3 protein-coding genes are annotated in these 14,057 nt (G+C 70.6%); all 3 read right to left on the bottom strand.

What is annotated here, in order from left to right:
• Positions 1 to 103 precede the first annotated feature (103 nt).
• From AC0IZJ_RS22140 to AC0IZJ_RS22130, 3 genes are read right to left on the bottom strand one after another with little or no spacing between them, the layout of a single operon-like run.
• On the bottom strand, positions 104 to 517 hold the full coding sequence (locus AC0IZJ_RS22140) for an ExbD/TolR family protein (protein WP_471853726.1): 414 nt from the start codon (positions 515 to 517) through the stop codon (positions 104 to 106).
• 3 nt (positions 518 to 520) lie between these two features.
• Positions 521 to 2,209 (bottom strand): DUF2341 domain-containing protein, encoded by a 1,689-nt coding sequence (locus tag AC0IZJ_RS22135; protein ID WP_471853725.1) that lies wholly within the window; start codon positions 2,207 to 2,209, stop codon positions 521 to 523.
• An 18-nt stretch (positions 2,210 to 2,227) separates the two neighbouring features.
• Complete coding sequence (locus AC0IZJ_RS22130; RefSeq protein WP_471853724.1) at positions 2,228 to 14,056, bottom strand: filamentous haemagglutinin family protein; 11,829 nt, start codon at positions 14,054 to 14,056, stop codon at positions 2,228 to 2,230.
• Position 14,057: the final 1 nt, after the last annotated feature.

Here is a 14,057-nt window from a genome sequence, read left to right as displayed (position 1 = left end):
AGAGCTTTTTGCCTACTTTTTGGCGGCGCAAAAAGTAGGTCGCCCGCGGGGGCGAAATCCCCGCTGGGCCTGGCCAAAAAGCGAAAGCAACGCACAAGCATCCTCACTCCGCAGCCGCCCGCTTGGTGACCAACCCGATCTCCGTGATGTCCAACTTCTTGGCCACCTCCAACACCTGCATCACCTTCTCGTACTGCGCCGCCGCGTCCGCCTTCAGCACCACCGGCAACGCCGGATTCGCCGCCTTGTATTGAGCCAACGACACCCGAAGCTGCTCCATGTCTACCGGATAGGCGTCCAGGTACACCGCCCCATCCGCCGTGATCGTGATGGCGCGCGTCTGCGGCTTGGCGAGGTTGTTGGCCGCCTGCGTCTCGGGCGACTTCACCTTCACGCCCTGCACCGACGCGGTCGTCAGGATGATGAAGACGACCAGCAGCACGTAGGCGAGGTCCAGCATCGGCGTGACGTTGATGTCGTCGTAGAGCTGGTTGTCGCCCTTGATGTCGGCGGACATGGCTCAGGGCGCCCCGTACAACTCGGCCACGCGAGTGATGAACTCGTCGATGAAGATCTGCATGTCCGACGTCGCGTTCTTGATCTGCGCGGCCAGATAGTTGTAGCCAAACAGCGCGGGGATCGCGACGCCCAGCCCCGCCACCGTTGCGAGCAGCGCCGCGGCGATGCCCGGTGCGATCGCGTTGACGTTCACGTCGCCCGCCGCTGCGATGGCCGCAAAGGTGATCATCACGCCCACCACCGTGCCAAGAAGACCGAGGAACGGCCCGCCCGAGATGGCGATCGTCAGCAGCACCATGCCCGAGTTGAGCTGTGCGTTCTCGCGCACGTAGTCGGCGTCCACCGAGGCCTTCACTGCATCCAGCGACGCGCCCGACAGCGGCTTGGCGCCGGCCTCGCCCACCTTGCGCTTGGCCAGTTCACGAATGCCAGCCTGGTAAAGCCGGTAGATCGGCGACTGCGGATGCGGCGCGTGCGTCTCCAGCTTCAGCAGCTCCTCGTTGGCTTCGCGGAACTTCAGCACGAAGCTGCGGTTGGCGCGTGCGACCTTGGTGACCAGCAGGCCCTTGGTGACCATCACCCAGCAGGCAATAGCGAACATGACGCCGAGGATGCCGATGACGACCCAGGCGTCCACGGTGAGGTTCTTGACCAGCACGCCCATGTAACCGTGGCTCTCACCCTCGGCCTCGGCGGCGTCCCTGGCTTCGCGGGTGGAAGCCACCAGCTTGCTCTCTGCGCCCTGTGCGCCGGCCGCCACGGCGAGCCAGTCTGCGCTTCGGGGCGTGGCCGCCACCTGCACCTCGTCCATAAGCCCTCGTGCGCCTTCGCCCAGGCGCAGGTTGCTGCCGAGAGCTGGCGTGGCGAGGTCGCCCTGCGCGACCTGCGCGCCGTTGACGAACAAGGTCGCCTTGCCCAGGCCGATGCGCAGCGCGACCTGCGTCCAGCGCGCCACCGGCATCTCGCCGCCGCTGACTTCGCCCTTGTCCGCCCGTGCAACAACCTTGCCGCCATTCACACTCAACGTCAGCCCACCCCAGTTCAGCAACGTCGCGCGCTGTACATCGTCGAGCTTGACCCAGAGGCTCACCGTCAGCTGGTTGCCAGCGTCGACGACCGGCTTGTCGGACAGCGCATAGACGACTGCCTCGCCGTTCAACCTGGCGCTCGCCGCCAGCAGGCCATTCGGCTCGGTGATGAGAGTGCCTTGCGGCTTGACGGCGCCGAGCTGGTCCGCGCCGGCCGGCTTGTCGCTGAAGTGCAGCGCGATGACGGTGGCCGGGTCGAACCCGCTTGCGTCGCTTTCTTCAGCGGCGGCCTTGGGGTTGGCGCCGTAGACGTAGAAAACGTTCTTGTCGCTGCCCGGCAGGACGCTCGGCACCTGCACCCACAGCACGGCCAGCTCGTTGACGCTGTCGAAGCGCTCGATGCTGAACTTCAACGGCGTCTTGTCGTCGCCGGCGACCACGCGCAGGTCGCTGCCGTCTTCCTTGGCCGCGGTGAAGTCGAAATTGCCGGAGTGCAGGCGCACCGCGACGGCCACGCCGCTGGCGGCTTCCTTCGTCTCCAGCCCCTGGCTCGACGTGTTCAGCGTGATCTTGGCTCGCTCGTTCCAGTCGGCGTTCCACCAGGCATGGGCGGTGGCCGGCAGTAGGGCAGCGAGGATGAGTGCGGTGAGTGCTTTGGGCATGGCTTGTGTTTTCTTGAATCAGGAAGAGCCGAAGCCCAGGAACTCCAGCAGCAGGTTGCGGCGCCGGCGGCGGCGCTCGTCCTTGTCTTTGTCGGTGTCCGCCGCGGCAGCGGCCTGGGCGGCGCCGGTGGGCGTCGTCGGCACGGCGATAGGTACGGCGAGGGCCACGTCCGCCGTCGCGCCGGCACGCGTGCCGGACACCTGGATGTCGTTTGCGTTGACGAGGCGATCCGCACCCAGGAAGGCGTTGCCCTTGGAGCGGATGCCCGCCTCGCCGGCATTGATCTCGCCGGTGGGCGCGTAGAGGTCCAGGTCATTGCCGGCAGACAGCACGGCAATGCCTGAGCCACTGAACGAGCCCGAGGTGTCAAAGACGAGGTTGCCGTTGCTGTCCAGCCGCAGCACCGGTGCCGGCGCGCCGGTCACGGTCTTGGCGCCGCGACCGGCGTCGATGTTGCCGGCGGACGACCACATCAGCAGGTTGCCCTGGCCGAGGGTGAAGACACGCGACTGGTTGACGTCGAAGTTCTGCGCCACGACGGCTGACACGTCGCCGCCGTTGACGGTGACGATGCCCAGCTCGGTGGCCGACTTGGCACCCGCCGTCACCTCGCCGGCATTCACACCGCCGCCCGGGTTGAGCACGGTGATGTCGGCGTTCTGCAGCGTCTTGATTTGGCTGGTGGGCATGCGCACCTGGGCCGCCGGCCGGCCGCTCTGGCCCAGCGGGAATAGCAGGTTCACCGCCTGGTAGCCACGGGCATATGCAGCCCAGCGCTCGTCACCTTCCAGCACCGAAGCGGCTCGACCGGCGCTGCGCAGTTCGCCCACCAGCACGCGGTTCAGCCACGGGATCTGCCGCTCCAGCGGCAGGGCCTCGAAGCGGCGCAGCGTGTCCGCCGCGTCGGCGCCGCGCTGGCCCCCCATCAGTTCGACGTAGTCGGACAGCTTGGCCAGGTCCGCCGTGGCAGCAAGCTGCGCCAGCGCCGAAGTGCGTGTCACCGTGGTCTGTGCGGCCAGACCGTTCATCAGCACGCGGCTGACGAGCAGGGATTGCTGGACATTGCTCAGCTTGTCCAGCTGCCTGAGGGCTGCCTCATCGCTGAGCGCCGACCACGCCGGCTGCAGCAGGCCGGACTGCTTCGCGACTTCGTCGGTCACGGCGGGGTGGTCGATCGGCTTGCCGAGCAGAGCGGCCACGCGGGCGCGTTGGTCGCCTCCTTCAGCGCGTGCCGGTTGACTCTTGACCTGCTCGGCCACGAGGCGGTCTACCGCCGCGGCGCCGAAGTGATGGCGCAGCAGGTCGAGCTGCTGCGCAGGCGTTGCGGCGTTGAAAGCGGCAGCCGTGCCGGTGCCGCCAAGCAGCATCCAGGCCTCGCCCAGCTTGCCTGTCAGCCCGGAGGCACCCAGCACCTGGAAGCCGGCGGCGCTGGCATATGCATAGTCGTCACGCTCGGCGCCGATGCTTGCGTGCATGCCGGCGACGACGGTCAGCCGCGCGCCGCCCTCGGGCAGCAGCGCGCTGTTGGACAGGTTGCCGCGCGCGACGATGCCGGTGCTGCTGGACAGGTCCACGTCGCGGCCGGCCAGCACGAGCAGATCGCCGGGGCCAGCGATCTCCAGGCCGAGGCCGGTGCCCAGGCGGACGTCGCGGCCGGCCTGCAGCTGGCTCAGCTCGCTGGGGGTGCCGGCACCGGCGGGCTGGTGCTGCACCGACACATCATTCAGGCGAATGTCCCGGCCGGCTTTCGCCGCTATCGGGCGTACCGAGCTCATCGCGTTCAACGTGAGGTCGCCGCGCTCTGCGACAAGGCGCGCAGGCGAGCGCGTGCCCGCGTCCAGTTCGGCACGGCCCTGCGCGTCGCGGGCGAAGAGAAGCGCTTGTGCCAGTTTCGTGGTCAGTTCGACGTTGGACTGACCCGCAGACGGTTGAGGCGCCGCCAGCGCCAGCACCGACAGGCTGCCGAGGCTGACGTTGTCGCGAGCGCCTATCCAGGTGCGCGCCTCGGCGGGGTTTCCGCTCATCGTCCACTGCTGAAGGTTGTTGGCCGTGACGGAACCCTGGGGTGCCAACAGGCGCAGGTCGATGGGCACCACTCGCGCGCCCGCAAACGCCTCCACCGATTGCAGCGATTGGCCAGCGCCCTCGTAGCCGATCGAGCCTCCCGAGCTCTGCAGCAGCAGGCTGCTCCAGCTGTCCAGCAGGGGGGCGACGAGATCCGCGGCCAAAGCCGCACTGTTGTCGTAGGAGGGGTTGGCCAAAGAGAAGTTGCGCACACTCGCAACGCTCAGGTCGCCACCGGCCTGCACGCGGATGGCGCCGTCCTGATAGATGATTTGCAGGCCGTTCACGGCCCCGGGCGTCGTCAAGTCGGCATTGCGCACGGCGCCGGCTGCGCGCACGTCCAGGCCACGCGAGCCCATCAACTGGCCACTGACGATGTCTGCGCCGGCCTGCACGGACAGTGTGCCGCCGCCGAAGCGTGTCAGTCCTGCTGGCAAGCCTGCAGCGGCGGCATCTGTGCCATCGAGCACCAGTCCTGAGCCAACAGCAGCGGCCTGCAACTGGGTAATGTTGCCGCCAGCCTTGACCTGGATGGACCCTCCGCCGAGCGTAGCCAGGCCCTGCGCGAAGCGGTCTTCGCGGGCGAACCAGGCTGTCGTGCCCTCGGCCTTGGCGCGCCAATACCAATCGGTGATGTAACGCTGATCCTGGCTCAGCGGCTGGCCGCTCACGTCGCCGCCCGCTTGCACCCGGATGGCACCCCCATGGGCCCTGAAAGGCGCCAGGCCCGAGGTGTCGAGCGCCTGGCTCAGCGAATCCATCACGGTGACGAACGGCGTCGATGGCAACGGGTCGCCCTCGGCGGGCGAGGGCGTCGGCGCGGGCGATGGTGACGGTGCCGGCGTTGGAGATGGCGACGGAGACGGCGATAGGGATGGTGATGGTGATGGCGTCGGCGCTTCGCCCGGTGCCACGGGAGGTCGGGGCGGCTGCACCTCACCGGTCGTCGGCCCGTTGCCAGACGGGGCGTTATTGCCCGTCGTCATGGACACGTCCAGCCGGCCGGACAGCGAGCCAGCCGATGGCGCCGGTGCCGGCGCTTCAGCCGTGACCGTGGCGACCGGCACGCCCAGCGTGGCTACCGTTGCCGCGCTATTCAACAGCTTCACGTCCTTGCCGGCGGCGATGTCGATACGACCCGTCGTGCTGCGCACGCGCACGGCCGTCACCGTGTCGCCCACGCTGCCGATTTCCACCGAGCCGCTGCTCGGGCGCGCAGCCAGCAGGCTCGCCGCTGAGAGGTCGGCGCCGGCCACGACGCGAACATCGCCGGCCAGGGCCGACGTGCCGATCCATTCAGCCGCCGTCGTGGGTGACTCGCGCAGGCCAGTGCTGAGGTTGGCGTGGAGCTTCACGTCGCCAGCGGCGCGCAACGTCAGCGCTGCCTCGGCGGCGTTCGGCGCAACGGCCTGCTGCGAGGCGCTCAACGTGGGCAGGCGCCAGTCGGCGCTCAGCAGCAGGTCGCCCGCCGTCCGCACCTCAACGCCGGCGCGCACGCGCACCGCTGGCAGCAGGCTCGGCTGGGCCGCGCTCAGCCGGCTCGCGATGGCCTGGGCCGTCTGCTGGCTCTCGCCCATGAAGGCCGCGTTGTCGGCGACAACGCGGGCCAGGCCAAGCTGGCTTGCGGGCGTTGATGCGGGCGGCGGCGGGGGAGGCGGCGTAGGCGTACTGGGTGCAGGAGCGGGCGACGGCGTGCTGCCCGGCGGTGCCGGCGGCTGCGTGCTGCCGGTCGTGGGTCCATTGCCCGCCGAGGGCGTCACTGCGTTTGGCACGGTAATGGCCAGCGCCAGTGCGCGGGTGCCGCTGAGAGGGGCTGGCGGGGGCGTCAACGGCGGGGTAGGCGGTTGCACCGGGCCTGTCGTAGCGCCATCGCCGGTTGAGGGCGTGGTGGGTGGCGCGGGCAGTGGTGGCGCTGGCGGCAGGGTTGCGCCCGTGGTCGGGCCGTTGCCTTGCGGGGGCTGAGGCGCCGGCGGCTGCGGTGCGGGTGGCTGAGGAGCCGGAGGCGCGGGCGGTTGCGGGGCTGGCGGTTCAGGCGCGGGCGGCTGAGGCGCAGGGGGCTGCGGCGCCGGCGGCTGCGGTGCAGGGGGCTGAGGAGCCGGAGGCGCGGGCGGTTGCGGGGCCGGCGGTTCAGGCGCGGGAGGCTGTGGCGCCGGCGGTTGGGGTGCAGTTGGCTGAGGAGCCGGCGGCGCGGGTGGCTGGGGCGATGGCGTCGGTAGCGGTGGAGCGGGCGGCAGGGTTGTGCCCGTCGTCGGGCCGTTGCCTTCCGATGGCTGAGGTCCGGTTGGCGCGGGCGGTTGAGGCGCAGGAGGCTGCGGTGCCGGCGGTTGCGGCGCCGGTGGCGCAGGCGGGGGCGGCTGAGGAGCCGGTGGTTCCGGCGCAGGCGGCTGCGGTGCGGGGGGCTGCGGTGCCGGCGGCTGCGGCGCGGGTGGCCCCTGCGGCGGCATTGGCGGCTGAGTTCCGCCGGTGGTGGGGCCGTTGCCTGGCGAGGGCTGTGTTCCAGGTTGCGGCGCGGGCGTCAGGGGTGGGAGCGGCGGCTGGCTGCCCCCCGTGCTGGGGCCATTGCCCGGTGAAGGTTGGGATGGGCCGGGTGCAGGCGGCTGCGGCGCCGGCGGCTGCGGCGCAGGGGGTTGAGGGGCCGGTGGCTGCGGCGCGGGTGGTTGGGGCGCGGGAGGCTGCGGCGCGGGCGGTTCGGGTGCTGGAGGCTGCGGCGCTGGCGGTGCCGGCACGAGCCCGCCCACCAGTTCACCCACGTCGTCATAGACCTTGGCTGCTTCGATGTCGATGCTGCCGGCCTTGAGGATGCGGGTCAGCAGGGGCTCGATGCGCACATCCTGCGCGTCGGTGCGCAATGCGCGCAACATCAGCGCACCGCCTTCGAGGTCGATGCTGCCACCGCCCAGCCTGAGCCAGCCGGCGCTGCTGTTCAGCGCGACGCGAGGGGCGTCGACATCTGTCCCCGTGCCAGCGCTGTGCGCCGTCAGTTGAGCGCCGTCGGCGATGACCAGGTCGCTGCCTGCATTGAGCGCCATCTGGCCGCCGCTGCCCGGCGCGGCCAGTGCAGTCAGTCGGCCGGCTACGGTCAGCGAGCCGCCGTCGGCGCTGATCTCAAATGCCCGCGCGCGCAGCTCGGTGCCGGCGCTCAGTTCGAGGTTGCCGGTGCGCTGGCGCAGCGTGATCTGTTGTTCAAAGGCGTGCGGGCCGGCCGCTGCAATCACGCGGCCGATCTCGCCGGAGGCGGGCAGCTGCCGCGCGTCCAGGCTGAGGCTGGCGGGCGTAGCGCTATCGGCTGCGTTGGCGACCAGCGTGCCTGCGAGCTTGAGCTCGCCCAGGGGAGCGGCCAGGCTGAGCTGGCCGGCGTCGCCAGCGCCCGTACCAGACACGTCCAGCCGCGCGTTTGAGGCCAGTTCCAGGTCGCCCTGGCTGCTGCTGAGGCTGAGGCTGCCGGCCGCCAGGTCGACGGCCACGGCGGTCGCGCCGCTGCCCAGGGTCTGGTGGGGGCCGGCAACGCTGAGCTCGCCGCCCAGCAGGCGCAGGTCACCGAGGCTGGTCAGCGCGAGTTGTCCGGCCGGGAGCCGCAGCGTGGTTGCGACGTCAATTTGCCGCGCGGACAGCGACAGGCGCGCCGCAGTGTCTGCCGCGATGCCCGCGCTGCTGGCGCCCTGGGCATCCAGCGTCAGCAGGCCCTGCACGTCCCAACTGCTGTTGGCGGGGGGATTGCCGCCGTTGCTGGCAACGATGGCGGGGGTATGGGCGGTGAGTGAACCCTTGACCGTGAGTACGCTGGTGCCGGTGATGGCCACACCTAGAGGCGCAGTCAGCGTGGTGCCGGCCGCGTGCCAAGCTTGCGCGCCTTCTGCAAGGCGAAGCTGGCCAGCGGCCGTGAAGTCCAGGTGGCCCAGGGCGGGTGTGGTGATTACGGGCGAGTTGCCGCTGCTGTTCGTCAACACCAGCGTGCCGGCGCTGAGCGTGGCGGAATCGCTGAGGGCCGCCGCACGCAGTTCCGGCGCGTCGAGGGTGAGGCGGCTCAGGCCAGGGCTTCCCAGCCTGGCGTCACCGACGAAATCGATCACCGAATAGCTGCGCAGGAGCAGGTCCTGGGCCTGCGCCAATTGCTTCAGCAGGTCTTCCGTCAGCAGCAGGCTGCCGGCCACAGCCGTTCCGCCGAGCTGCAGGCTGGGCACGCCCAGCCCCAGGCTGCTGGCGCCCAGACTGGCGCTGTTGTCGACAGTAGCACTGCCGGCGGCGTCGAGCTGAACGCGGCCTGTACCGGCCTGCAGGCTGGCGCCACTGCCGACCTTGAGCGCGCCGCCCGCCACGGCGGCGTTCTGGCGTGTCAGCGTCGAGCCGGTCTGGCTGCTGAGCAGCACGGCGGCGCCGTCGCCCTGCAGCGTCCAGGCGGTCCTGGGGGGCTTGCCGCCACTGGCGCTGAGCTGGCTGCCGGATGTGATGTCGAGTTGCTGGCGTGCGGTCAGCAGCAGCGTGGGGGCGCTGAGTGTGTTGCCCGGCTTGACGGTCAGCGTCTGCGCCGTCGTGTCGAGCCGACCGGCTTGCTGCAGGTTCGTCGGCACCGCGCCGAGGACGACGTGATCCACGCCAAGCTGGTTGAGTTGCGTCGCACTCAGGTGCAGGGCGTCACCGGCCGGCGTGCCGTCGTCGACGACGATGTGCTCGGCACCGAAATAGGCGCTGCCACCCAGGCCGCCAACGCCCGCCGCAACGCGCAGGGCGCCACGCAGGTCGGCCCGCTGGGCGGCCACGACCAGCGCGCCGGCATCGCGGTTGAGGGCCGGCGCGAGCATGTCGTTGCGCGTGGCCAGATCGGTGAAGAAGCCGTCCGCCGTGGCCAGTCGGACCTCGCTGAAGCGGCGTGCCTGCTTGCTTGTGAGCAACTGCCAGGTCGAGGTCAGCGCATCGGCGAAGGGCGTCCCGGCCGTGTCCAGCCGCGCACCGATGACGACGCTGCCATCGTCCCGCAGCATGCTCTGGCCTTGCGCCAGCACCAGCGCGCTGCCGTCGTTGCGCTTCATCGCGGCGGGGCGCACGAGCAGGGCGCCGTCCAGCGCCGCATAGCGTGCCGGCAGCAGCGTGTAGCTGCCTTTGAGCTGGGTGCCATCGGCCAGCTTGATGCCGTCGCTGCCGAAGTCGATGCGGCGGCCCAGGCCGGGCTGGTTGGGCAGGCTGGCGTCAGCCGCGCCGGTGCTGCGGATGCTGGGCACCAGCGCGTAGCTGCCGTTGGCGGCGCTGAAGATGTCGGTCGATCCGCCCGGCCCGGCGACGAACTGCCAACCTAGCAGGTGGCCGCCGCCGCTGAGGTCGATGCTCGCCCCGGCGGCGGTGCTGACCTTGGGCGCCTGCAGCATGACGGCCTTGGCCGGAGCCGCGCTGAGGGTCTCGCCCGACTTGCTACCCGGGCCGAACCAGCGTTCGCCGTTCCAGGTGCCGAACAGCAGGCTGCGGCCGCTGGCACTGACCGAGGTCTCGCTGCCGTCAAGCAGGTTGAGGCTGTCGCTGGCCGTCAGCGTGAGACTGCCTTCGGGGGCGCGCAGCCGGCCGCCCTGGTTGATGGTTTGGGCCAGCAGGCTCAGGCGGCCACCGGCGCTGAAGGGCACGTCGGGGGCTGCGCCGGCGGGGCTGTCGATGTCGATGCGGCGGCCGGTGGCGTCGATGACGAAGCCGGTGTCGCTCGCGGGGAAGATCTGCGCTGCCGTCAGGCGCAGGTCCGCCCCTGTGGAGAGGCGGCCGTCGCCAGCAAAATTGGCGCTCGGCTTTTGCAGCAGCAGGTCGGCGGCGCTGGCGAGGTTGAGCTGACTCACACCTTGGCTGACGACCTGGCCGCTCACGTCCAGACGCTGGCCGGCGCGAAGGTTCAGCGTGGCCGCCGAGCCGGCCGTCGCGACAAAGGCGTCGCGCGTGAAGGTGCCGACGTTGACAGCCCCCTTGGTGTTCGCCCAACTCACGTAGGGGCCGGACAGCGTGGCTGCCGTCGCGCCGCCTTGGCTCACGAAGCCCAGCGCCTGCGCGTCGAGGCGAAGCCCGCCGGCCAGGTTCAGGTTGACGCCGGCCTCGATCTGCAATCGCTCTCGGGAAGACAACGTGAGGTCGCTGATGCCGGAGCGGGCGACCCAGGGGGCGTCGATGCGGGCGCGTCCCGTCAGCGTCCGGGCTGGTCCAAGATCCTCGGGGTTCAGCGCTTCGCTGGCATCGCCGTCGGTGGCACTCAGCACCAGATCGCGCACGGGCGGGAGCTGGACCGCGCTGTTGAGGCCGGCTTCAAGTTCGATGCCCAGCTTGCCGCCTGCGGCGGTCGCATTGCCGCCGGCGGCCAGCAGTGCACCTTCGAGCACGAGGTCACCGCTGGCGCGAACGCTCAAGGCGCCGCCACTGCTGGCGATGTGCTGGCGCGTGATGCGGTCGCCAGCGGCGGTCGCTTCGCGCACGTCGAACGTACCGGCGCCGCCGCGGATGTCGATCTCCGCGCCGCTCTGCACGACGAGGCTGGTGGCGTAGCTTTGCGCCGAAGCGCCCGCGTTCAGGCTGACACTGCCGCCGGCCAACGCGCGGCCGATCCGCAGGCCGTCATTGCTCGGCAGAACCTGGGCGATGCCGGCGACGTCGATGCGGCTGGTAGCGCCCAGCCAAAGGTAGCGGCTGCGGTCGAAGTAGCGCGCGTCTTCCCCGTTGGCCAGGCTCAGGCTGACTTGACCGCCGGGTGCCGCGATGCGGCCGTCAAAGCGCAGCTGCTGGCGCGCCGACAGCTGCACCTTAGCGCCGGCGTCCAGTGACAGCAGAGCGCCGGCTCCGAAGGTCAGCCGCCCTGCAGGCAGGCCGGCATCGATGCCGCTCGAATTGAGCGTGACGTCGACCGGAAGCGCATAACCCAGTGTCTGCGGGGCGCGCGAGAACGCCACGTCCATGGTCGTGAGGAGGCCCCGCTGCGAGCGAGTGCTGCCGTTGGCCTGCCACAGCATCAGCCGGGGCGCGATCTGCGCGCCGGCCTCGACGCTCAGTGCGTCGCGGCCGTCCAGCGTGTAACCCTGGAAGCCGCCCCGGTTGAAGAAGCCGCTGTCCAGCGACAGCACAGCGGCGTCGGTGCCCATGGCGGCCGACGCGCCGAGGCGAATCTCGGGCGCGCTGAGGCTCAGCTTGCCGCCCTGCGTGACGCCAAACCCCCTCAGGCTGGCGTTGGCCAGCGCGACAGCCGAGCCGCCGCGCAGCGTCAGTGAGCCGGCACCGCCGCCGCAAAGCGTGTTCGCCTTGCAATTGCCCAAAGTCTGGGCGCCGGTCAGCAGCGCGCCGCTGGACACGTCAACCACGCTGCCCTGGCCCAGGAGCAGGCTTGCGCCGGCCAGGAGGCTGATGCTGCCGCCGGTGATGGCTGCGGGCTGTGCAGCGTCGCTCAGCTCGCGATCCAGCGCCGCATTGACCCAGCGTCCCGAGGCGTCCAGGTGGACGCCAGCAGCCACCTTGACGTCGCCGCCGCTGCTGCGCAGTGTGATGCGGCCAGCGGTGGCGTGGATGTCTCGCAACACCGACACAGTGCCGCTGGCGGATTGCAACTGCACCGAGCCCAGGCTGTTCAAACGCAGCTGGTCTTCCAGCACCACATCCTTCACGGCGGTAACCGTGAGGTCGTTGAAACCGGAGGCCGAGAAACGCGACACGCTGAGGCCCGACTCGATGCCGTCCAGCGTGGTGGCGCTGTCGGCCCGCAGCAGCGACCAGCGGCTGTCGCCCAGCGCGGTGCCGGAGCCGCTGCGCAGCCTGAAGTCCCGCAGCACGGGGCCGGCGTAGGTGGAGTTGCCGAAGGTGCCGACGTGCACCGCCGCACCGATGACGAGCTGCGACGCCACGGCCGCGGCATCCCTGCCGGCGAACTGGCGCCAGCCCTGCGTGACGCTCCCGGCCAGCCCACCGTCAAGCACCACCTTGGGCGCGACGATGGTCAGGTTGCCCCCGGCCTGACCGTCGACATAGCCCTGCTCCAGTCGCGACGGGCCTGTCAGGCCAAAGGTCGGCTTGACGCCCCAGCGGTCGTAAGTGGGTTTCGTCGCACCGGCGTTGACGATGCCGGTATAGAGCAGGTCCTTGGGCGCGTCGTTAAGGGTGTAGGCCGTGCCGTTGCTTGCGTAGAGCTGGGTCGGCGCGACCTGGGCCGCGCTGTAGGTCACCTGGCCGCCGGACACGTCCAAGCGAGACGAAGCGTGGGTGAGCACTGCCTCGCCCGCGACCAGGCGCAGCGTGCCGCCGCTGGCGAGCCGTTCGCCGGCCGTGCGCTGCTGCGCGGCGCGGTAGCTCGCCAGGTCACCGAGGATGGCGGAGGACTGGCGGATGTCCAGCGTGACCTTGTTGCGATAGAGCAGGCCGTCCTTCTGCAGCGGCGCATCCTTCAGGTCGTTGCTGCCCAGCAGCTCGGTCGTGACGAACTCGCGCGCCACGCTGACGGAGGTATCCGTCGTGCCGGACACGTCGATGCTCGCGCCGGCGTCGATGACGATGCGGCCACCGGACGCCGTCAGCGGGTTCGTCGTGACCAGGCCGCCGAAAGGCGAGGGGGTGTCCAGCGCGCGCAGCTCGGCCAACGCGCCGGGCGCGATGACCGCGGCGCCCTGGGCCAGCGTGATGCTGCCGCCCGCCAGATCCAGCCGCGAGCGCGTGAAGCTGCCGTTGTCATCGCTGGTCAGCAGCTTGCCGTCGGCGCCGGTGTTCTGCGGCGTGATCTCGGTGACGCTGCCGGCCGCCAGCGTCAGCGTGCCGCTGCGGGCGGCACGCTTGTAGAGGGGGTCGCTCGTGGTCTTGCCGGTTGCCTCGGCATCCCCCTGCGCCAGCAGCAGGATGGAACCGTTCTGGGACACGCTGGTGGTCGCGCTGATGCGGCCAGCCTGGTTGACGGCCAGGCCCACCAGGGTGGCGTTGCCTCGCGGCACGCTGATGCTGCCTGTGTTGTCCACCGAGCCTGCGCCGGTGGCCAGGTCGCCCCGGCCCACTTCCACCAGCAGGCCGCGCAGCGCCGGCACATTGGGGTTGGCCTCGGACGCGTAGAGCGGCTCGGCCGTGGGCAGCTTGTAGAAGACCTCGGCGCCCGCGCCCAGCACGACCTGGCCACCGGGTGCCGTGAGCGTGCCGGCGTTCTCCACGCGCTTGGCGTAGAGCTGGATGCGGCCGCCCTCGCCGGTCCTGATCTCGGCGCCGGGCTCGACGCGGACGAAGTTCTTCGCGTCGACATAGTCGACCGCCGCGCCGTCGTAGCGCAGCGCGGAGGCCGCGCCGGTGATATTGGTGACGAAGCCGTTGGCGTAGTCGGCATCCCTGGGCGCCAGTGTTGTCGCCAGCAGTGCGCCCACGTCCACGCGGGCGTCCTTGCCGAACAGGATGCCGTTGCGGTTGTAGAGCAGGATCTCGCCGCCGTTGGTGGCCTTGAGCTGGCCAAAGATCAGGCTGGGGCTGACGCTGCCGATGCGGTTCAGCGCACTCGACCCGGCCAGCGCCATGTCGAAGGTGACCGAGCTGTCGGCAGCGATGTCAAAGCTCTGCCAGTTGTAGATGGCGCGCTGGCTGGTCTGGCCAATCGTCATGTCCACGCCGCCGCGGGCGTTGCCGGTGTTGACGGGAGCGGCCGTGCCGCTGCCGTAGACGCGCCAGCCGGCGGCCGGCACCGGCACCGTCTTGGCCGGCGGCGGGGGCGGCGCGGTCACGCGCGATTGCGCCAGCGCGTACAGCGGCAGCGAGGCGGCGAGCGCCGCCACGAGAGGGCGGAGCATCCAGCGTTGGGCGGCGGTGGTCATG

Source organism: Roseateles sp. AC306, from assembly GCF_979253795.1.
The sequence above is the reverse complement of the archived record's forward strand: the minus strand, read 5'-3'. Positions and strand labels throughout refer to the sequence as shown.

Bases quoted from the DNA above. Each gene is read 5' to 3' on its own strand.
- AC0IZJ_RS22130 (WP_471853724.1), bottom strand. From the start codon at position 14,056: ATGACCACCGCCGCCCAACGCTGGATGCTCCGCCCTCTCGTGGCGGCG.
- AC0IZJ_RS22135 (WP_471853725.1), bottom strand. From the start codon at position 2,209: ATGCCCAAAGCACTCACCGCACTCATCCTCGCTGCCCTACTGCCGGCC.
- AC0IZJ_RS22140 (WP_471853726.1), bottom strand. From the start codon at position 517: ATGTCCGCCGACATCAAGGGCGACAACCAGCTCTACGACGACATCAAC.